The sequence below is a fragment of the Roseateles violae genome (assembly GCF_030410485.1).
GTDB lineage: Bacteria > Pseudomonadota > Gammaproteobacteria > Burkholderiales > Burkholderiaceae_C > Roseateles_D > Roseateles_D violae.
Genome location: NZ_JAUHHC010000001.1, coordinates 1,102,569 through 1,122,996 on the forward strand (window position 1 = coordinate 1,102,569; position 20,428 = coordinate 1,122,996).

General features: G+C 69.3%; 13 protein-coding genes. 9 read left to right on the plus strand and 4 right to left on the minus strand.

Annotated features, from left to right (window positions below; genetic code table 11):
- Positions 1-81 precede the first annotated feature (81 nt).
- The 4 genes from QWJ38_RS05075 (at position 82) to QWJ38_RS05090 (ending at position 8,536) form a co-directional block, all read left to right on the plus strand.
- Positions 82-1,872, plus strand: a complete 1,791-nt coding sequence (locus QWJ38_RS05075) for an ATP-binding protein (protein ID WP_290357949.1) — start codon at positions 82-84, stop codon at positions 1,870-1,872.
- Entirely contained in the window at positions 1,835-5,923 is a 4,089-nt protein-coding gene (locus QWJ38_RS05080; RefSeq protein WP_290357950.1) for an alpha/beta fold hydrolase, read from the plus strand. Before QWJ38_RS05075 ends, QWJ38_RS05080 begins: the two co-directional genes overlap by 38 nt.
- Positions 5,913-7,574, plus strand: coding sequence for an alkaline phosphatase D family protein (locus QWJ38_RS05085; protein ID WP_290357951.1), 1,662 nt, complete (start codon positions 5,913-5,915; stop codon positions 7,572-7,574). Before QWJ38_RS05080 ends, QWJ38_RS05085 begins: the two co-directional genes overlap by 11 nt.
- 314 nt (positions 7,575-7,888) lie before the next feature.
- Complete coding sequence (locus QWJ38_RS05090) at positions 7,889-8,536, plus strand: hypothetical protein (RefSeq protein ID WP_290357952.1); 648 nt, start codon at positions 7,889-7,891, stop codon at positions 8,534-8,536.
- Positions 8,537-8,594: 58 nt separating this feature from the next.
- Here the strand turns inward: QWJ38_RS05090 and QWJ38_RS05095 are convergent, their stop codons facing one another.
- Positions 8,595-9,077 carry a GNAT family N-acetyltransferase gene (locus tag QWJ38_RS05095; RefSeq protein WP_290357953.1) on the minus strand — a complete coding sequence of 161 codons (483 nt, stop codon included), beginning with the start codon at positions 9,075-9,077 and terminating at the stop codon, positions 8,595-8,597.
- Positions 9,078-9,276: 199 nt separating this feature from the next.
- On the opposite strand from QWJ38_RS05095, the gene QWJ38_RS05100 reads away from it, so the two are divergent.
- From QWJ38_RS05100 to QWJ38_RS05120, 5 genes are all read left to right on the plus strand, one after another.
- Positions 9,277-10,395: a TRAP transporter substrate-binding protein gene (locus tag QWJ38_RS05100; RefSeq protein ID WP_290357954.1), complete on the plus strand. Its 1,119-nt coding sequence runs from the start codon at positions 9,277-9,279 to the stop codon at positions 10,393-10,395.
- Between the two features lie 108 nt (positions 10,396-10,503).
- Positions 10,504-11,166: a TRAP transporter small permease subunit gene (locus QWJ38_RS05105; RefSeq protein WP_290357955.1), complete on the plus strand. Its 663-nt coding sequence runs from the start codon at positions 10,504-10,506 to the stop codon at positions 11,164-11,166.
- A complete protein-coding gene (locus QWJ38_RS05110) occupies positions 11,159-13,057 on the plus strand; it encodes a TRAP transporter large permease (protein ID WP_290357956.1) in 1,899 nt (632 codons plus the stop codon). Before QWJ38_RS05105 ends, QWJ38_RS05110 begins: the two co-directional genes overlap by 8 nt.
- Before the next feature lie 138 nt (positions 13,058-13,195).
- On the plus strand, positions 13,196-13,987 hold the full coding sequence (locus QWJ38_RS05115; protein ID WP_290357957.1) for a DUF2189 domain-containing protein: 792 nt from the start codon (positions 13,196-13,198) through the stop codon (positions 13,985-13,987).
- A 154-nt stretch (positions 13,988-14,141) separates the two neighbouring features.
- Positions 14,142-14,852, plus strand: coding sequence for a DUF642 domain-containing protein (locus QWJ38_RS05120; RefSeq protein WP_290357958.1), 711 nt, complete (start codon positions 14,142-14,144; stop codon positions 14,850-14,852).
- Between the two features lie 96 nt (positions 14,853-14,948).
- Here the strand turns inward: QWJ38_RS05120 and QWJ38_RS05125 are convergent, their stop codons facing one another.
- From QWJ38_RS05125 to QWJ38_RS05135, 3 genes are all read right to left on the minus strand, one after another.
- On the minus strand, positions 14,949-15,668 hold the full coding sequence (locus QWJ38_RS05125) for a metalloprotease (RefSeq protein ID WP_290357959.1): 720 nt from the start codon (positions 15,666-15,668) through the stop codon (positions 14,949-14,951).
- 4 nt (positions 15,669-15,672) lie between these two features.
- Positions 15,673-16,578, minus strand: coding sequence for a DUF2167 domain-containing protein (locus tag QWJ38_RS05130; protein ID WP_290357960.1), 906 nt, complete (start codon positions 16,576-16,578; stop codon positions 15,673-15,675).
- 137 nt (positions 16,579-16,715) lie between these two features.
- Positions 16,716-20,276, minus strand: a complete 3,561-nt coding sequence (locus QWJ38_RS05135; RefSeq protein ID WP_290357961.1) for an indolepyruvate ferredoxin oxidoreductase family protein — start codon at positions 20,274-20,276, stop codon at positions 16,716-16,718.
- Positions 20,277-20,428: the final 152 nt, after the last annotated feature.

Here is a 20,428-nt window from a genome sequence, read left to right on the forward strand (position 1 = left end):
GGAGCAAGGGCCGGCGATACTGAAAGACTATGGAGAGCCGGGGCATCGAACCCGGCCCGCAGCATGTGGAGTGGGATGCCGATGGCCAGTGAACCATTGCCCGAACTGGGCAGTGTCGACGAGGAACTGCTGCAGCTGCTGGCGCGGCAGGGCCGGCGCGTGCCCTATCCGGTCGGGCTGAGCGCCGTCGTCATCGCGGCCATGGCAGGCCATGGCGTATCGCTCTGGCTCAGCGGCGCCTGGGTGGCGCTGGTGTTCGCCGTGCTGGCGCTGCGCTGGTGGATGCTGGGCCGGCTGCCGCGCATGCAGGACACGCCGCTGCGCCAGCGCCTGCGCTGGGCGGTGGGCCTGAGCGCGCTGAACGGCGTCGTCTTCGGCCTCTCGCTGGCCTTCGCGCCCTATCTGAGCGATTACCAGCGCATGGTGCAGACGATTCTGCTGATGGGCCTGTGCGCCGGTTCGGTCGCCACCACCGCCGGCTACCGGCCGGTGCTGCTGGCCTTTCTGGTGCCGGTCTCGCTGGCCAATGCGCTGTCCTGGATCAGCGGCAGCGGCGGCGTGCACCTGGTCAGCTGGGTCGACTGGGTGCTGGGCGGCCTGATCCTCGGCTTCGCCATCATCCTGCAGGGCCTGGGCCGCGATGCCTACCGCGTCTTTGCCGAGTCGGTGCAGATCCGCGCGCAGCAGGTCAAGAGCAATATGCAGCTGCGCCTGGCGCTGCAGCAGGCCGAGTCGGCGATGCAGGCCAAGACCCGCTTCCTCGCCTCGGCCAGCCACGATCTGCGCCAGCCCATGCACACCTTGAGCCTGTTCGGCGCGGCGCTGATGCGCCGGCCGCTCGACCCGGTCAGCGCCGAGATCGGCCGCAATATGAATCTGGCCCTGCAGTCGCTGGCCTCGCAGATGGACGCGCTGCTGGACATCTCCAAGCTCGACGCCCAGGTGGTGCCGGTCAACAGCCAGGTCTTCGCCTTCAGCCCCTGGATCGCGCGCCTGTGCCAGGAGCTGCAGCCGGCGGCGCAGGGCAAGGGCCTGGCCCTGCATCTGGACTGTCCGGACGGCGTCTTCGTCGAGACCGACCCGATGCTGCTCGAGCGGGTGCTGCGCAATCTGATCGACAACGCGATCAAGTACACGGCGCAGGGCTCGGTCGACGTGCGGGTGCGGCGCGACGACGCGCTCTGGCGGGTGACCGTGCGCGACACTGGCTGCGGCGTCGACCCGGCCGAGCAGGCGCGCATCTTCGAGGAGTTCTACCAGGTCGGCAATCCGGAGCGCGACCGTGCCAAGGGCCTGGGCCTGGGCCTGTCCATCGTCAGCCGCCTGGTCGATCTGCTCGATCTGCACCTGGGCATGGAATCGACGCCGGGCCAGGGCAGCAGCTTCAGCCTCGCGATCGGCGCCGCCGAGGCGGTGGCCGCGCCGCAGCTCGACGCCGGCCGGGCTGCGGCTCGGCTGCCGCAGCTGCATGTGCTGGTGCTGGACGACGAGGAGCCGGTGCGCCGCGCGATGGAGGCGCTGCTGAGCGGCCATGGCTGCGAGGTGACGACGGCCGGCAGCACCCGCGAGGCGCTGGTCAAGTGCCTGCTGCGCCGCCCCGACATCATGTTGAGCGATCTGCGCCTGCGCGGCGGGGACGACGGCATCTCGGCGGTGCGCTCGCTGCGCGGCGCGCTGCCGGGCCTGCCGGCCGTGCTGATCAGCGGCGACACGGCGCCCGAGCGCCTGCGCGAGGCGCATGCGGCCGGCCTGCTGCTGCTGCACAAGCCGGTGCTGGAGGAGCAGTTGCTGACGGCCATTCAAACCGCGATGGCACCCAGGGGAGGCAGCCGCAATGTCCACGAGGGAGAGCCGCTCGACCGGCATGCCTGAGGCCGGCGGCGCGGCTGGCGAGCCGGCGACGCGCTGGCTGACGATAGGGCTGGAGGTGCTGCTGGACCGGCTGGCCCAGCAGCGTCTGCAGGCCGGCGCCGAGGCGGGCCCGGATTTCGATGTGCTGATCGTCGGCAGCGGCTATGGCGGTGCGACGGCCGCGGCCCAGCTGTCCGAATGCGTGGACGCCGATGGGCGGCCGCTGCGCATCGCCGTGCTGGAGCGCGGCCGCGAATATCTCGGCGGCCAGTTCCCGGCGACCATGGCCGAGTTGCCCGGCCATGTGCGCTTCGCCAGCCCCGGCGACCAGGCGCCGCGCGGCCGCCGCGAGGGCCTGTTCGATCTGCGCCTCGGGCCCGATATGTGCGTCGCGCTGGCCAATGGCCTGGGTGGCGGTTCGCTGATCAATGCCGGCGTGATGGAGCCGGCGCTGGACGCGGTGTTCGCCGAGCCGGCCTGGCCCAGCGGCCTGCGCGCTCAGCCGGCGCCGCTGAGGGCCTGGTATGAAAAAGCCCGACGCTTGCTCGGTGCCGTCGACGCGCAGGGCGCGAACACCATCGACCGGCTGGCCGGCTACGCGCCGCGGCGCGCCGACTGGCTGGCCATGCTGGACGCCGACAGCGCGCGCCGCCCGCCGATCACGATGGCGCTGGCCGGGCAGCCGCGCAGCGCCGCCGGCCTGGAGCTGCAGCGCTGCCGGGCCTGCGGCGATTGCGCGACCGGCTGCAACCATGGCGCCAAGCAGTCGCTGGACACCAATCTGCTGCTGCAGGCGCAGCAGCGCGGCGTGCAGCTGGTGACCGGCGCCGGCGTGCTGCGCGTGCTGCCGGCGAGCGAGGGCAAGGGCTGGCGGGTCGAGCTGAACCATACCGACGAGTTCCTGCAGCGCCGCCAGCTGCAGCCGCTGGTGCTGACGGCGCGCCGCGTCGTGCTGGCCGCCGGCAGCCTCGGCTCGACCGAGATCCTGCTGCGCTCGCGCGCCGCCGGCCTGGCCGTCTCCGACCGGCTGGGCGAGCGGTTCAGCGGCAATGGCGATGTGCTGGCGGCGGTGACGCGCGCACCGGTCGACCTGAACGCCCTGGCCGACGAGGCACAGGAGCCGGCCGCACGCGGCGTCGGCCCGACGATCACGGCGATGCTGGACCAGCGCGAGGCACACGGCTTCGTCGTGCAGGACCTGGCCATCCCGGGCCCGCTGCGCTGGCTGTTCGAGGAGGGCTTCGCGCTGGCCTCCTGCCTGGACGGCCTGGCGCGCGGCGACGAGCGCAGCCATGGCGGCGGCGCCAGCTTCGACGATCCGCATGCCATCACGGCCGAGGCCGGCGCGCGCATGCTGCCGCTGGCCATCATCGGCAGCGACGCGGCGCTGGGCCGGCTGAGCCTGGCCGATGCGGAAGCTGCCGAGGGCACGCTGGCGGTGGACTGGCCCGGCGCGCGCAGCGATGCGCGGGTCGATGCGCGCCATGCCTGGCTGCAGGCGCGGCTGCGCGCGCAGGGCGGGCGGCTGCTGGCCAATCCGCTCTGGCGGCTGCTGCCGGCCGGCCTGCAGCATCTGCTCGGCGATGCGCGCGGGCCGATGATCAGCGTTCATCCGCTGGGCGGCTGCGCGATGGGCGACAGCGCGGCCGCCGGCGTGGTCGACGAGTGGGGGCGGGTCTTTTGTGGGCAAGGCGATAGCCGCGAGCTGCACGAGGGCCTGGTCGTGCTCGACGGCGCCATCGTGCCCGGCTCGCTGGGCATCAACCCGGCGCTGACCATCACCGCGCTGGCGCTGCGCGCGCTCGACGAGCTGAAGCGCCGCTGGGGCCTGCGCGAACAGGCCGCGCCCTTGCCGCCGCCGGGCCCGCGACCGCGTGCCAGCGAGCCGGTTTATGGTCCTGGCCTGCCGACGCTGATCGAGATCCGCGAGCGTATGGGCGGCTTCGTCGAGCTGCCCGGTGCGCCGGGCAGCGCGCTGAAATACGCCGAGTTCAGCTTCATCTATGCGCCGACGGCGCTGAAGCCGCTGCTGCGGGCCGGGCCCGAGCGGCGGCTGCGGCTCGACCACAGCGGCGGCCAGGGCCGGCTGCGCATCTTCGACACCGCGCCCGATCCCGATGGCGGCGGCCGGCCGATGCTGGTGCGCGCCGGCAGCGGTGACAAGCTGTGGATGCATGCCGAGCGCGCCGATGCCGATGCGCTGGCCGTGCTGCCGCTGCGCGCGGCCGAGCTGCGCCTGTTCGCGCGCGCGCCGCGCACGGCGCTGGCGCGGCGCTGGCACGGGCTGTCGGCCTGGTTCCGCAACCGCGGCTGGCGCGACAGCATGCAGTTTCTGTTCGAGGCGCTGGGCGACGCGAAGGCGCCGGAGCCCGGCCGCGCCGGCTTCTGGCGCCAGGTGCGCCGGCAGGCGCGCGATGCCTGGGCGCTGGCCAGCCATGCCGGCGAGCTGCGCCTGATGGAGTACGAGATCGAGCTGGGCGAGGCCACGGCGGCCGATGCGCCGGCCTGGCTGCGCGCGCTGGCCGGCCAGCGCCTGCGCGGGGCCAAGCGCATCAGCTACACGCGTCGCGGCAACCCCTGGAAGCAGCTGAGCAGCCTGCAGCTGGACGAGCCGGGCCCGCTGCGGCCGCCGGCCGGCGCGCGTGGCGTGCGGCTGGAGCTGTGCCTCTTCTACCTGGCGCGCGAGCGGGTGCCGCTGCTGCGGCTGACGCAGGCGCAGGACTCGCCCAGCGCGATCCGCGACGTCGGCTCGCTGCTGGCCTATATCGCGCGCATGCTGATCGCGCTGCATGTCTGGAGCTTCCGCAAGCCCGATGCGCCGCCGCCGCGCGAGATCCGCCGCCTGCCGGCCGAGGTGCCGGGCTTGCCGGCGCCGGAGATCACCGAGCTGGCCGCCGGCCGGCGCGGCGAGGCCGGCGCCTCGCGCCGGCCGATCTGTGCCAAGCCGATCGCCGGGGCCGAGCGGCCGGTGATGCTGCGGCTGACGCGCTACCGCGCCGCGCGGCCCGGTGCGCGGCCCATTCTGATGCTGCATGGCTACAGCGCCAGCGGCACGACCTTCGCCCATCACTCGGTGCAGCCGGGCCCGGCCAAGCTGCTGTGGGACGCCGGCTGGGATGTGTGGCTCTTGGACATGCGCACCAGTGCCGGCATGCCGACGGCGACCCTGCCCTGGACCTTCGAGGAGGCGGCGCTGAACGACATCCCGCTGGCTGTCGACCATGTCGTGCGCGCCAGCGGCTTCGAGCAGATCGATGTGTTCGCCCATTGCATGGGCTCGGTGATGCTGCATATGGCGCTGCTGGAGGCGCAGCCGCAGCCCTACGAGCATTTCTACCCGCTGCGCCAGCGGCTGCAGGGGCGCATCCGCCGGCTGGTGATCTCGCAGGTGACGCCGAAGATGATCTTCTCGCCGACCAATACCTTGCGCGCCTTCATGATGCAGCACATCCGCCGCTTCCTGCCGCTGCAGGACTATGCCTTCCGCGTCGAGGGAAGCCCAGGCCTGGTCGACCAGCTGCTCGACCGCCTGCTGGCCAGCCTGCCCTATCCGGACGAGGAGTTCGACATCGAGAATCCGCCGTTCCCGCGCTGGAAGAAAACGCCCTGGACCGGCACCCGGCACCGGATGGACCTGCTCTACGGCCGCGACTTCGCGATCAAGAACGTCGACCAGCCGGTGTTCGATTTCATCGATGACCACTTCGGGCCCCTGAACATGGACACCGTCGCGCAGGCGGTCAATTTCGCGCGCAGCAACGAGCTGACCGACTGGCGCGGCGCCAGCGTCTATCTGGATGACCAGGCCAAGACCCTGGCCATGCTGCGGGCCTTCCCGGTGTTGAGCGTCCACGGCCTGGAGAACGGCCTGTGCCAGTCCGAGAGCGGCGAGCTGACGGCCGACCATTACGCGCAGGTGATGCCCAAGCGCTACCGCTATTTCATCGTCGACGGCCATGGCCACCAGGACTGCCTGATCGGCCGCGACGTGGCGCGCACCGTGTTCCCGGTGGTCATCGACTTCCTGCGCGAGGACGAGGACTCAGCGAAGGAGGACGGCGATGGCCGATGAGGAAGGCATCAGCCTGCAGCCGCCGCTGATCCGCACGGAAAGCGCGCTGGGCGAGGACGGCCAGCAGGTGCATCTGCTGAGCGCGCTGCGCCCCGAGCAGGGCTGGCCGCGGCTGTGGGCCTGGATCCCGGTGCGCCTGGACGAGGACGATCGCGTCGAGGCGATCGGCGCGCCCTTTGTCGAGCCCTTCCTGCGCGCGGCGCAGGACATCGGCGAGCCGCTGCGCCATGCGCTGCCGCTGCAGCGCTTCCCGCCGGCGCTGCCGGGCGAGCGCCGCGGCCTGCTGGGCCTGTTCGTCTATGCGCATGAACGCGCGCTGGCGGTCGAGGGCGCGCGGCCGGCCGCCCGGCTGGCGCTGGAGGCCTTGCTGGAGGCGGTGCTGGCCGGCGAGGGCGGCGCCGATCCGCAGTGGCAGCTGGGCCTGGTGCTGCGGCCCGACGGGGCCGGCGAGGAGGGTGGCGATGGGGCGGCGCGCGGCGAATTGAGCTTCGTCCTGGCGGCCTGCCAGTACCCGCCCGGCGTGCTCGACCACAGCCCCGATGCGCTGGCGCGGCCCGACAGCACGAGCCCCGCCGAGGCCTCGCTGGCGCGACTGGTCGCCTATTGCCGCCGTCATCCGAGCGGGCGCCAGGCCTCGCTCCTGATCCTGGCCGGCGACGAGATCTATGCCGATGCCAGCTCGGGCCTGTTCGATGCGAACAACCAGATCGAGCGCTATGCCCGGCCCTATATGCAGTTCAAGGCCGGCGTGATCCGCCATCTGCCGCCCAGCCTGCGCCGGGTCGTCCACATCCCCGACGACCATGAGATCGAGGACGGCTGGGAGCCGATCGCCGGCGCTCCGACACCGCCCGGCCCGCAGGGCCTGCTCTATGCCGCCGCGCGCCAGGCTGCCTGGACGCATCGCTGGGATGCCCGCCCCGGCCCGGCCGAGGCCGGCGCCTTCTGGCATGCCTTCGACTGGCGGGGCGCGGCCTTTTTCATCGCCGATTCGCGCGGCGAGCGCCAGCCACGCCGCTGGGACCTCTGGCGCGACGCGCAGATGATCGGCCAGGCGCAGCGCGAGGCGCTGTATGCCTGGCTCAAGCAGACGGCGGGCCGGCCGCGCTTCGTCGCCAGCTCGGCGCTGCTGCTGCCGCGCCGGCGGGCGACGCGCGAGCATGCGGCCAGCTGCCTGCGCTCGGACGCCTGGGACGGCTATCCCGCCTCCTTGCACGGCCTGCTGGCCGAGCTGTGGGCGCAGCAGGCGCGCGACGTGGTCTTCCTCTCCGGCGACGAGCACCGCTCGGGCCATGTCAGCGTGGAGATCGAGGCGGTGGATGGCGGCGACGACAGGCCGCCGCTGCGCCTGTATTCGATCCACAGCTCGGCGTTGTACGCGCCCTGGCCGTTTGCGATCACGCGGCCCGAGGAATTCGCCGCACCCGAGGCCTTCGAGTTCGACGGCCAGGGCGGTCAGCGCCTGCGCTGCCGTGTCGGCGCCTGGGTCGACCATCCGGGCGACGGCTTTCTGCTGCTTCGCCTGGCCGCCGACGGGATGGCGCTGCAGCTCTGGTTCGACCGCGCCGCCCGCCCGCTGCACAGCGCCCGCGGCGAGACCTCGGACGGCCTGCCGGCGGCCGACGCGAGCCTGGAGCTTGATCCCCGCTGACGGGGGAGGGCTGGGCAAAGCCTTGCGCGACAGGGCGTGAGCGCTTCGCAGACCCGAGCCCAGGACGCGTACTGAGCCGCTTTTCCAGCCCACCTGTTTGAGCGGGGCGTTGATTTGTCAATCGCACAAGCCTCCGTCGACATTCTTTACAAGAGCGCGGGGATACTCCGTGAAAAATGCCGCAAATACGCAACAACTACTTGTTTCATAGGGATTGCAAAGAGTTGGCATAGCTATTGCTGATCGGAAGAGCAGCGCGGCGTAAATTGCGGTGCCACAACGAACCCCAACAAGAACCCGGAGGGTAGAAAAACATGTCGCCCAAGAAGATCCTGAAAGCCTCGCTGGCCGCCCTGGCCATCACCGCGGCCGGTGCCGCTTCCGCCTCGACCGTGCTGGGCACGATCACCCACAACTACGGCAATGGCGTTGGCGATGTCGCCCCGACCGCCGGTGCGGCCTGCGGCCTGACGGCCAACTACGTGACGGTGAAGGACGCGGCCTGCAACGGCCAGCGCTTCGTCGACGTCTTCAATTTCTCGGGCCTGGGCTACAAGAGCATCGACTCGTTCACGCTGACGCTGAGCTTCGACGGCGCCGGCGCGATCGCCGAAGACTGGTTCGTGCGCCCGGCCACCGGCACCGCGGCCAGTGCCGACTTCTGGACGACGGGTGTGCTGAACGGCTATCGCAACTTCGAGTTCTGGGATACCACCATCATCGGCAACACCGAACGGACCTTCACCTTCACGGCCAGCAGCCTGGACCTGTTCAGCGCCATCGTGAAGAGCGGTCACTTCGATCTGTGGTTCGCCGAGGAAAGCATCGGCAGCGACAGCTTCAACCTGGCTTCGGCGAAGCTGCAGGTCAACGGCACCGTGCCCGAGCCGTCCGGCCTGGCGCTGGCCGCCGTGGCCCTGCTGAGTCTGGGCGTCGCCGCCCGCCGCCGCGGCCGCCGCTGAGCCGTCCGGATCGCCGCTTTCGTAAAGCCCGGTGCGCAAGCGCCGGGCTTTTTTCCTTCTAGGGCCGCAAGTGCTTCTCGAAGCAGCGGCTGCTCGGATCGCCGATGTAGTCGCCGAAGGTGGCGATCGGCGCGAAGCCGCAGCGGAGGTAGAGCGCCATCGCCGCGGCCTGCTTGTAGCCGGTCTCCAGCACCAGGCGGCGGTAGCTTAGCCGCAGCGCCTCGGCCTCCAGCCGCGCCAGCAGCGCCTGCGCGATGCCGCCGCGCCGCGCCTCGGGCCGCACATAGATGCGGCGCAGCTCGGCCGTCGCAGCATCGACCGGTCTGAAGGCGCCGCAGCCCAGCGGTTCTCCGCCGACAAGGGCCAGCAGATAGCAGCCGCGCGGCGGTGTCGGCGTGTTGCCGGGCAGCGGTGCATCGCAGTCCGGGAACAGTTCCGGATACAGCGCCCGCGCCTCGCGCGCCGCTGCATGCAGGAGGCCGAGGGCCTGCGCGCCGCAGGGATCGCAGGCCTCGATGCGCAGGGGCTGGCGGGCTGGCATGGCGGCATTCTCGGTCCTGGGCCCGCTTCTCGCCCGCGATCGCTGCACGCACACGCGCGGGTTTGACCCAGTTGCCGGCCACGAGGCGGGATTCGACATTCGAATCAGCGTGAGCCCGCACGGATCCCGATGCGGCGGCGCGGCGCCCAGCCGTACCGGACTTGGCGCTTCAAGACGTCAACACCGAAGGAGACCGAGAATGAGCCAGAAACAGGATCAGGTACCGGCGACGCGCCGGCGTTTTCTGAAAAAGGCAGCCACCGGGACGGCCGCCGCCGGCGCGATGGCCGCGCCGATGATCTCGACGGCGCAGACCGTCAGCATGCGCTTCCAGTCGACCTGGCCGGCCAAGGACATCTTCCACGAGTACGCGCAGGACTTCGCCAAGAAGGTCAATGACATGGCCGGCGGGCGCCTGAAGATCGAGGTGCTGCCCTCGAACGCGGTGGTGCCGGCCTTCCAGCTGCTGGAGGCGGTCAACAAGGGCACCCTGGACGGCGGTCATGGCGTCGTCGCCTATCACTACGGCAAGAACTCGGCGCTGGCGCTGTGGGGTTCGGGCCCGGGCTATGGCATGGATCCGAACATGCTGCTGTCCTGGCACAACTACGGCGGCGGCGAGGCGCTGCTGGAGGAGATCTACAAGTCCATCAATATGGAGGTCGTGTCCTTCCTCTACGGCCCGATGCCGACCCAGCCCTATGGCTGGTTCAAGAAGCCGGTCGCCAATCTGGAGCAGATGAAGGGCGTCAAGTTCCGCACCGTCGGCCTGGCCGTCGACCTCTATACCGAGCAGGGCGCGGCGGTGAATCCGCTGCCCGGCGGCGAGATCGTCGCGGCGCTGGACCGCGGCCTGATCGACGCGGCCGAGTTCAACAATGCCTCCAGCGACCGCGTGCTGGGCTTCCCCGACGTGGCCAAGAACTGCATGCTGCAGAGCTTCCACCAGAGCACCGAGCAGTTCGAGATCCTGTTCAACAAGGCCAAGTACAACGCGCTGCCGGCCGAGCTGAAGCACATCATCGACTACGCGGTGCAGGCCTCCAGCGCCGACATGAGCTGGAAGGCGATCGACCGCAACTCCAAGGACTATGCGGAGATGAAGAAGGCCGGCGTCGCCTTCTACAAGACGCCGGACGCCATCCTGCGCAACCAGCTGGACAGCTGGGACAAGGTGGTCGCGAAGAAGTCGGCCGAGAACCCGCTGTTCAAGAAGGTGCTGGACAGCCAGAAGGCCTTTGCCCAGCGCGCCGGCCAGTGGCAGAACGACTATCTGGTCGACTTCAAGATGGCCTGGAACCACTACTTCAGGAAATGACCCACCCCCGTAGCGCCTGACGGCGCTCCCCCTCAAGGGGAAAACACCCAGCGGCCTGGCAGAGCCAGAGCCGCGGGTGTCGCTGGGTCAATTCATGGGGCTTTTTCGATGACGGTTCAAAAAATTCTCCATACCGCCGACGGCATCAGCACCTGGGTCGGCAAGGCCTTCGCCTGGCTGATCGTCGTGCTGATGCTGATGGTGGTCGCCGAGGTGTTCAAGCGCTACATCCTGAACATGCCGACGGCCTGGATCTTCGACGCCAGCAATATGCTTTACGGCACGCTGTTCATGATGGGCGGCGCCTATGCGCTGGCGCATGACGGCCATGTGCGCGGCGACTTCCTCTACGGCAGCATGAAGCCGCGCACGCAGGCATGGCTCGATCTGCTGCTTTACATCGCCTTCTTCCTGCCCGGCATCTGCGCGCTGACCTGGAGCGGCTGGACCTATTTCGGCGACTCGCTGAGCATCCGCGAGACGACCTTCAACGCGACGCCGCTGCCGGTCTATCCCTTCAAGTTCGTCATCCCGCTGGCCGGCGCGCTGGTGCTGATGCAGGGCCTGTCCGAGATCCTGCGCTGCATAGTCTGCATACGCACGGGCGAGTGGACGCCACGCCTGCGGGATGCGGAGGAGATCGACGTCGTCGAGCAGCAGCTCTCGGCCAGCCAGCATGTGGACGCCGAGGCCGCCCGCGAGGCGATCGACCGCGCCAAGGACATCGACGAGGTGGCGCGCCAGCGTGCGCTGGGAGAGAAGAATGTCTAACGCGGCACTCGGACTGACGATGCTGTGTCTGATCGTCGTCGTCATCATGCTGGGCTTCCCGACGGCGTTCACGCTGATGGGCCTGGGCATGATGTTCGGCTTCGTCGCCTTCTACGACCCCAGCGTGCCCTGGCTGGACAACCGCATCTTCGACCTGATGGTGCAGCGCGCCTATGGCGCGATGAACAACGACACCCTGCTGTCGATCCCCTTGTTCGTGCTGATGGGCTACATCATGGAACGCGGCGCCCTGGTCGACCGCATGTTCCACAGCGTGCAGCTGGCCTTCCGCCGCCTGCCCGGATCGCTGGCGGTGACGACCCTGGTGATCTGCACCTTCTGGGGCATCGCCTCGGGCCTGGTGGGCGCCGTCGTGGTGCTGATGGGCGTGATCGCGATGCGGCCGATGCTCAACGCCGGCTACGACACGCGGCTGGCGGCCGGCGTGATCACCGCCGGCGGCACGCTGGGCATCCTGATCCCGCCCTCGGTGATGATCATCGTCTACGCGGCCGTGGCCGGGCAGTCGGTCGTCAAGCTCTATGCGGCGGCGATGTTCCCGGGCTTCTTCCTGGCCCTGCTCTACCTGGTCTATGTGATCGGCTGGTGCGTGATCAATCCGAAGATTGCGCCGCGGCTGCCGCTCGAGCAGCAGCGCGCGCCGATCACCGCGCCGGTCGGCAGAATAGCCGCCGCCTACTCGCCGCGCATGCTGTGGGCGCTGATCAAGGCGCTGCTGGCGCCGGCCCGCTCGGGCCAGAGCTGGGCCTGGCTGTTCGGCGCGCTCTTGCGCGCGCTGGTGCCGGTCTGGCTGGCCCTGGTGCTGCTCGGCTCGACCTGGTGGTATGTGACGATCTACACGCAGAAGAGCGAGGCCCCGGCGGCGGCGCCGCAGCGCATGGAAGCGCCGGTGCAACAGGCGCCGCAATCCGCCGGCGGCCTGGCCGAGCCGCCCGGTGCCTCGTCCGGCTTGCAGGAACCGCCGGGCAGCAGCGTGCAGGAACCGCCCGGTTCCAGCGGCGTGCAGGAGCCGCCCGGCGCGCTCAGGGAGCCCGGCGCCGCCACCGCGCCGGACGAGCCCTTGCAGCGCATGGGCGAGGCGGTGCCCGAGCACCATGCCGACGCCGTGCCGCCCGCCTTCTACACCGGCTTCGCGATCGCCTGCGCGATCATGCTGCTGCTGCTGGCCTGGTACTACTGGCGCTTCGACGCCGAGCAGTACGAGATCCTGGCCATGCTGATCAGCTCGGTGATGCCGCTGGGCATCCTGACCCTGGTGGTGCTGGGCGTGATCCTGTTCGGCATCACGACGGCGACCGAGTCGGCCGCGGTCGGCGCGGCCGGCGCCTTCCTGATGGCCTGGCAGGCCGGCACGCTGAACTTCCAGCGCATCAAGGAGGCGGTGTTCCTGACCTCGAAGACGACGGCCATGGTCTGCTGGCTCTTCGTCGGCTCGGCGCTGTTCTCGGCCGTGTTCGCCATCCTCGGCGGCCAGGCCCTGGTCGAGCGCTGGGTGCTGTCGATGGACCTGACCCCGCTGCAGTTCCTGCTGCTGTCGCAGGCCATCATCTTCGTGCTCGGCTGGCCGCTGGAATGGACCGAGATCATCGTCATCTTCGTGCCGATCTTCCTGCCGTTGCTCGCGCATTTCCAGATCGACCCGATGCTCTGGGGCGTGCTGGTCTTCGTCAATCTGCAGGCCGCCTTCCTGAGCCCGCCGGTGGCGATGTCGGCCTTTTATCTGAAAGGCGTCAGCCCGCCGCATGTGACGATTAACCAGATCTTCGCCGGCATGATGCCCTATATGCTGGTCGTCATCGCCTGCATGGTGTTCATGTACATCTGGCCCGGCATGACGCTGTGGCTGCCGGCTTATCTGTATGGGCGCTGACGCCGCAGCCTGATCGGGATCAAGCCGCGGCGCCGGGGCGAGCGCCGCGCGCTGGCGCCGGGCCGGGCGATTGAGTAGCATCGAAGCGTCGAATGCCCGAGAAGTCCTTCTCCTTTCCACCTCCACAGGAGTACGCCCATGGACCAACTGCTCGATCGCGGCAACGAATCGTCCAGCGCGCCGGAGCCCTTCCCGGAGATCCGCACGATCAGCGCCGGGCGGCCCTTGGTCTGGCTGGCCGAGGGCCTGCGCGACATCGGACGCACGCCGCTGGCCAGTCTGGGCATGGGCCTGCTGATCGCGCTGGTCGGTGCGATCCTGCTGGGCGCCGGCTGGAAGGCCAACTATGTGGCGCCGGCGATGCTGGGCGGCTTCCTGCTGGTCGCGCCCTTCCTGGCGCTGCCGCTGTATGCCTTGTCGGCCCAGCACGAGCGCGGCGAGCGCTCCGAGGTGAGCCGGGCCTGGGGCAGCGTGCGCGGCAATGCCGGCTCGATCGCGCTGTTCGGCCTGGTGCTGATGCTGGCCTATATCGTCTGGGAACGGCTGGCCGCGATCACCTTTGCGCTGTTCTATCGCGGCGAGCCGCTGAACGTCGCGAACCTGCTGCCGGAGCTGTTCCTGTCGGGCCGCTACAACCAGCTGCTGCTCGCCTACTTCGCGATTGGCGCGCTGCTGGCCGGCGCGGTGTTCGCGCTGAGCGTCGTTACCGCGCCGCTGCTGCTGGACCGCCCGCGCAGCGATACGGTGACCGCCATGCTGACCAGCGTGCAGGCCTGCCTGCGCAACGCCGGCCCGCTGCTGCTGTGGGCGCTGCTGCTGGCCGGCCTGACCCTGCTGGGCTTTCTGACCCTGACCTTGGGCTTCGTGCTGATCTTCCCGCTGCTGGCCCATGCCAGCTGGCACGCCTACCGCGATCTGGTCGCGCGCTGAAGCGCTGCCGGCCCGTACGCGCGCGTGAACTGCATCACGCCGGCCGGCGCCGCGGGCCGCTCGCCCCCGTGCACGCGGGGTGCTTCCCTTGATCGGGGCCGCCATCATCCCCTTCACCGCTGCAGCAAGCAGCACGAACGGGAGGGATGCCCCGATGAAGACCGCGACGACGACGAAGACGACGAACAAGCGCCTGGGCCTGCTGAGCAGCGGCCTGGCCCTGCTGCTGGCCTCTTTCGGCGCCAGCGCCGCCGGCGGCAATCTGCTGGTGAACGGCAGCTTCGAGGACATCGGCGGTGCCGCGCTGCAAGGCTGGGGCGGCTACACCTTCGGTGCCGGCTACTCTGACACGCTGGCCGGCTGGACGATCTCCAGCGGCAGCGTCGACGTCACCGTCACCGGCAGCGCCTGGGGCGCCGCGCAGGACGGCGTCCACTCGCTCGATCTGAACGGCTGGGAGTCCGGCGTACTGAGCCAGCAGCTGCAGACGCAGATCGGCCAGAGCTACCAGGTCAGCTTCGCCTTCTCGCGCAATGCCAGCGGCGCGCCCGATCCGGCCATCGCGCTGGTGACGGCCGGCAATGCCGCGCTGCAGCTGAGCGCACCCAATGACGCGGGCCGTTTCGGCAGCCCCTATGCGATGAAGTGGGAGCAGGCCGGCTTCCAGTTCACCGCCACCGAGGCGCTGACCACGCTGAGCTTCTCGGCCAGCGTGCCGGGCAATGGCGGCGTCTACCTCGACGCGGTCAGCGTGACGGCGCTCACGGCGGCGCCGGTGCCCGAGCCCGAGAGCTATGCGCTGATGCTGGCCGGCCTGGCGGCGGTCGGCTTCATCGCCCGCCGCCGCGGCGTCGCGCGGAGCTGATCGCCGGCGGGGACCGCTTGGCCCCGATCCGCAAAACAGCAAACCCGCAGGTCCGTGAGGACGCTGCGGGTTCTTGTTTGCCTGGGCGCCGCCGCTTCAGAAGCGGTGCGTCTGGCTCAGCGTCTGATGCACATCGTGCGTCATCAGGGCCAGGAAGCCGGCCAGGGCCAGGTAGTAGGTGCCGTACTCCCATTTGATCGCTGCAGGCACGGCGTAATAGCTCTGCGCCTCCTCGCTGTCCTTGCGGAACCTGAAGGCCTTGAGCAGCTGCGGGTAGGCCATGATCGCGATCAGGATCAGCATCGGGCTGGGCCGGTACAAGAAGAGCACCACCAGCACCGGCACGCCCAGCAGCCAGATGCGCGGCGACAGCACGGCCGTGATGCGGCCGCCGTCCAGCGGCGACAGCGGGATCAGGTTGAAGAGATTCAAGAAGAAGCCGGCATAGGAGACGGCCAGCAGCCAGTCCGCCTCGTAGCTGCGCGCCAGCAGATAGCAGCAGCTTGCGCCGACCGTTCCCAGCAGTGGCCCGCCCAGGCCGACGAAGGCCTCGGTTTGCGCATCGTGCGGCAGCTCCTTGAGCTCGATCCAGGCGCCGACGAAGGGGATGAAGGTCGGCGCGCCAACGTTCAGGCCCTTGTGCCGTGCTGCCAGATAGTGGCCCATCTCGTGCACGAAGAGGAGCGCGATGAAGCCCGCCGCATAGCGCCAGCCGAAGATGAAGGCATAGACGATCAGCGACAGCAGCATCGTGCCGCCGGTGCTCAGCAGCTTGCCGAACTTGAGGCCGGAGAAGAGCAGGAGCAGCAGCTTCATCGACTCAGCCGATATTGGCGTTCTTGCGCTTGAACAGCCGCGCGAACACGGCGCCGAAGCCGGCCAGCGCGAGGAAGATCACCTTGGCGAATTTGGCGACGAAGGCGAAGACGACGGCCAGGAGGCCCAGCTTCTTCGCGCCGACGCCCAGCACCAGAGCCGCCACCCCGTATTCGGCCACATGATCGGTCGAGGCATTGAAGTCGCCGTAGCGCTTGCCCGCGTCGAGCTCGAGTGCGCCGAGCAAGGTCTGGGCCTCGCCCTTATGGCTGCCCAGGTCCTTCAGATCGGTGACCAGGTTCAGGCTCAGATAGCCCTCGCGGCCCAGCGCATAGGTGTTGTAGTTGACGCCCTGATCGGCCTCGGCCGGCGCGCCTTTGTCACGCAAGCCGATCGCCCAGACCAGACGGTGCGTGGCCGCCTCGTAGGCCGGCTTCTCGGCCCAGCCGACGATCTCCATCTCGGTCACGCCGACCTTCTTGCGCTCGGCGTTCTGTGCCTCGGTGCCCTCGCGAAAGGACTGCAGCATCTCGTCCGCGTTCCAGTTCTTGGCGTCGTCGTCCTTGATATAGCCGGAAGGGTGGTATTCCACGACGGCGAACCAGCCCTTGTCGGTGTCCGATTCCGGGAACACCAGGCCCTGCAGGGTCTTGAACTCGCCCGGATTGCCCATCGCCAGCACCACGCGCGCGGCCTGCGGCTGCGGCACGAAGATGCGGCCCGCGGGCAGGTGCAGCACGGCCTGCTGCGCCAGCGCAATGTCCTTGGGGCCGTGAACCGCGGCCTTGTCGGCCTCCTCGAAAACGGCCTTTCTCTCGTCCGGGCTCATGGCCCGCGCCGGCATGGCAAGGGCGCTCAGCGCCAGCATCAGCAGCGCTGCGGCGAGGCGCTGCATCTTCTTCTCGATCATAAACGGTCACTCCCTCGGGTTTTCGTGGCGGCCGAGTCTAGCCTCGCGGCCGTAGACGGACCGGAATGAAAAACCCGCAGCCCCTCACGAGGAGGGAGCTACGGGCGATGAGGAGTTGGGAGCGAGAAGCAGGGCGCTCAGGCGGCCTGCTGCCACTGCTGCATCAGCGCCTCCCACTTGCCACGGGCGGCGAGCAGGTGGCGGTGCTTGACGTGGCCGTAGCCGCGGATGTCCTCCGGGATGCGGGCGATGTCCACCGCCAGAGCCAGGCGCTCGGCCGTCAGGCCCTTGGCCAGGATGGCCTCGATGCTGGCCTTGTACTCGCCGATCAGGGCGCGTTCGGACTTGCGCTCCTCGGTGTAGCCGAAGACGTCCAGCGCCGTGCCGCGCAGGCCCTTCAGCTTGGCGAGCAGGCCGAAGGCCGGGCGCACCCAGGCACCGAAGGCCGACTTCTGCAACTCGCCCTTCTCGTTCTTCTTGGCCAGCAGCGGCGGGGCCAGGTGGTGGACCAGCTTGTAGTCGCCCTCGAACTGGCCGGCAATTCGGTCGAGGAACTTCTTGTCCGTGTGCAGGCGCGCGACCTCGTACTCGTCCTTGTAGGCCATCAGCTTGAACAGGTAGCGGGCCACCGCCTCGCTGAGCTTGCTCGTGCCCAGCGGTTGTTCGGCGGCGCGCACCTTCTCGACGAAGGCCTTGTACTGCTCGGCGTAGGCGGCGTTCTGGTAGTCGCCCAGGAACTCGACGCGCTTGGCGACCAGCTCGTCCACGCTCTGGCGCTTGACGATATTGATCACCTGGCGCGCGGCGTACAGGGCCTGGACGGCGGCCAGATCGGCGGCGCAGCGGCGGCCCCATTCGAAGGCGGCCTTGTTGTTGTCGATCTGCACGCCGTTCAGCTCGATCGCGCGCATCAGCGCGGCGTAGGAGAGCGGCACCTTGCCCTTCTGCCAGGCGTAGCCCAGCATCAGCGGGTTGGTGTACAGCGAGTCGCCGAGCAGCTTCACCGCCACTTCCTCGGCGTCGAACATGCCCAGATGCTCGGCGCCGACGGCCTTGCTGACGGCGGCCTCGCAGGCGGCGCCCGGGAAGCTCCAGTCGGCGTTGTTGACCAGGGTTGCCGTCGGCGAGCCATGCGTGTTCAGCGCGACGAAGGTGCGGCCCTCGCGCATCACGGCCAAGGTCGTCTTGTTGGCGGCGACGATCGAGTCGCAGGCGATCACCAGCTCGGCCTCGGCCGTGCCGACCTTGGTGCAGTGGATGGCCTCGGGCTCGTTGGCGATCTGGATATGGCTCCAGGTCGCGCCGCCCTTCTGCGCCAGACCGGCCGCATCCTGCGTGATCACGCCCTTGCCTTCCAGATGCGCAGCCATGCCCAGCAGCTGGCCGATCGTGATCACGCCGGTGCCGCCGACGCCGGCCACGACGATGCCCCAGGCCTGGTCGGGATTGGGGATCAGCGGCTGGGACAGCAGCGGCAGGCTGGCGTCGAAGGGCGACAGGCGCTTGTCCTTCTTCGGCTTCTTCAGCTCGCCGCCCTCGACGGTGACGAAGCTGGGGCAGAAGCCCTTCACGCAGCTGTAGTCCTTGTTGCAGGTGTTCTGGTTGATCTGGCGCTTGCGGCCGAACTCGGTCTCCAGCGGCTCGATCGACAGGCAGTTCGATTGCACCGAGCAGTCGCCGCAGCCCTCGCAGACCAGCTCGTTGATGACGACGCGCTTGGCCGGGTCCACCAGCTTGCCGCGCTTGCGGCGGCGGCGCTTCTCGGTCGCGCAGGTCTGGTCGTAGATGATGACCGAGGTGCCGGCGATCTCGCGGAACTGGCGCTGGATCGCGTCGAGCTCGTCGCGGTGGTGGACGGTGACGCCGGCCAGCAGCGAGACGCCGTTGTACTTGGCCGGCTCGTCGGTGACGATGACCAGCTTGCTGACGCCCTCGGCGATCACGCTCTGCATGATCTGCATCACCGAGTGGCCCTCGGGGCGCTCGCCGACCTGCTGGCCGCCGGTCATCGCGACGGCGTCGTTGTAGAGGATCTTGTAGGTGATGTTGACGCCGGCCGCGATCGACTGGCGGATCGCCAGGATGCCGCTGTGGAAGTAGGTGCCGTCGCCGAGGTTGGAGAAGATGTGCTTCTCGTCGGTGAACGGGGCCTGGCCGACCCAGGGCACACCCTCGCCGCCCATCTGGGTGAAGGTGGCGGTGTTGCGGCCCGGCATCCAGGTCACCATGTAATGGCAGCCGATGCCACCGACGGCGCGCGAGCCCTCGGGCACGCGGGTTGAGGTGTTGTGCGGGCAGCCCGAGCAGAACCAGGGCGTGCGGTCGGCGCCGCCGGCCGTCTTTTCCTCGGCCTTCAGCGCGTTCTCCTTCGCGTCGATGACGGCGACGCGCGCGTCGAGCCGGGTCTGGATGTCGGCGTCGACGCCCAGCTTCTTCAGGCGCTTGGCGATCGCGCGGGCGATGATGGCCGGGGTCAGATCGGCCTGCGGGCGCAGCAGCCAGTTCTTGCTCGGATTGGCCGCGCTCCACTCGCCGCCGCTGTCCTCGCCCTCGACCTCGTCGAACTTGCCCAGCACGCGCGGGCGCACATCGGGACGCCAGTTGTAGAGCTGTTCCTTGATCTGGTACTCGATGACCTGGCGCTTCTCCTCGACGACCAGGATCTCCTGCAGGCCGGCGGCGAAGTCGCGCGTGATCGTCGCCTCCAGCGGCCAGACCACATTGACCTTGTGCAGGCGGATGCCCAGGCGCGAGCAGGTCGCGTCGTCCAGGCCCAGATCGTGCAGGGCCTGGCGGGTGTCGTTCCAGGCCTTGCCGCTGGCGATGATGCCGAAGCGGTCGTTGTTGCCGGCGATCACATTGTGGTTGAGCTTGTTGGCGCGCACATAGGCCAGGGCCGCGTACCACTTGAAGTCCATCATGCGCGCTTCCTGCTCCAGCGGCGGATCGGGCCAGCGGATGTGCAGGCCGCCCGGCGGCATCTCGAAGTCCTCGGGCAGGATGATGTTGACGCGGTCCGGATCGACGCTGACCGAGGCCGACGATTCGACGATCTCCTGGATCGTCTTCATGCCCGACCACAGGCCCGAGAAGCGGCTCATCGCGAAGGCGTGCAGGCCCATGTCGAGGATGTCCTGCACGCTGGACGGGAAGAAGACCGGGAAGCCGGCCGCCTTGTAGACATGGTCGCTCTGGTGAGCGGCCGTCGAGCTCTTGGCGATATGGTCGTCGCCGGCGATCGCGATCACGCCGCCATGCTTGCTGGTGCCGGCCATGTTCGCGTGCTTGAACACGTCGATGCAGCGGTCCACACCCGGGCCCTTGCCGTACCACATGCCGAACACGCCGTCGAACCTGGCCTTCTCGGGGAAGAGGGCCATCTGCTGCGTGCCCCAGACGGCCGTCGCGCCGAGTTCCTCGTTGACGCCCGGCTGGAAGACGATGTTCTGCTTGGCCAGATGCTTCTTGGCCTGCATCAGCGCCTGGTCGTAGCCGCCCAGCGGCGAGCCGCGGTAGCCGGAGATGAAGCCGGCCGTGTTCAGCCCGGCCATCGCGTCGCGGGTGCGCTGCAGCATCGGCAGCCGCACCAGGGCCTGCACGCCGCTCATGAAGGCGCGGCCGGCATCGAGCGCGTACTTGTCGTCCAGCGTGACCTTCTCGAGGGCGCGCAGGATGTGGTCGGGCAGGGGGGCGTTCATGGCGGGGAGACTCCTGATGATGGCTTGCCGCGGCTCCGTCCTGGCTGCTCGAACCGGGACGGAAGAAGCGCTTGTGGCGCCCTGCCTGCGGGCCGATCCGACGCGCGAAGTATGGCGCCGGATGCGAGCGAATACGACCGCCAGTGTAGGCA

Bases quoted from the DNA above. Each gene is read 5' to 3' on its own strand.
- QWJ38_RS05075 (WP_290357949.1), top strand. From the start codon at position 82: ATGGCCAGTGAACCATTGCCCGAACTGGGCAGTGTCGACGAGGAACTG.
- QWJ38_RS05080 (WP_290357950.1), top strand. From the start codon at position 1,835: ATGTCCACGAGGGAGAGCCGCTCGACCGGCATGCCTGAGGCCGGCGGC.
- QWJ38_RS05085 (WP_290357951.1), top strand. From the start codon at position 5,913: ATGGCCGATGAGGAAGGCATCAGCCTGCAGCCGCCGCTGATCCGCACG.
- QWJ38_RS05090 (WP_290357952.1), top strand. From the start codon at position 7,889: ATGTCGCCCAAGAAGATCCTGAAAGCCTCGCTGGCCGCCCTGGCCATC.
- QWJ38_RS05095 (WP_290357953.1), bottom strand. From the start codon at position 9,077: ATGCCAGCCCGCCAGCCCCTGCGCATCGAGGCCTGCGATCCCTGCGGC.
- QWJ38_RS05100 (WP_290357954.1), top strand. From the start codon at position 9,277: ATGAGCCAGAAACAGGATCAGGTACCGGCGACGCGCCGGCGTTTTCTG.
- QWJ38_RS05105 (WP_290357955.1), top strand. From the start codon at position 10,504: ATGACGGTTCAAAAAATTCTCCATACCGCCGACGGCATCAGCACCTGG.
- QWJ38_RS05110 (WP_290357956.1), top strand. From the start codon at position 11,159: ATGTCTAACGCGGCACTCGGACTGACGATGCTGTGTCTGATCGTCGTC.
- QWJ38_RS05115 (WP_290357957.1), top strand. From the start codon at position 13,196: ATGGACCAACTGCTCGATCGCGGCAACGAATCGTCCAGCGCGCCGGAG.
- QWJ38_RS05120 (WP_290357958.1), top strand. From the start codon at position 14,142: ATGAAGACCGCGACGACGACGAAGACGACGAACAAGCGCCTGGGCCTG.
- QWJ38_RS05125 (WP_290357959.1), bottom strand. From the start codon at position 15,668: ATGAAGCTGCTGCTCCTGCTCTTCTCCGGCCTCAAGTTCGGCAAGCTG.
- QWJ38_RS05130 (WP_290357960.1), bottom strand. From the start codon at position 16,578: ATGATCGAGAAGAAGATGCAGCGCCTCGCCGCAGCGCTGCTGATGCTG.
- QWJ38_RS05135 (WP_290357961.1), bottom strand. From the start codon at position 20,276: ATGAACGCCCCCCTGCCCGACCACATCCTGCGCGCCCTCGAGAAGGTC.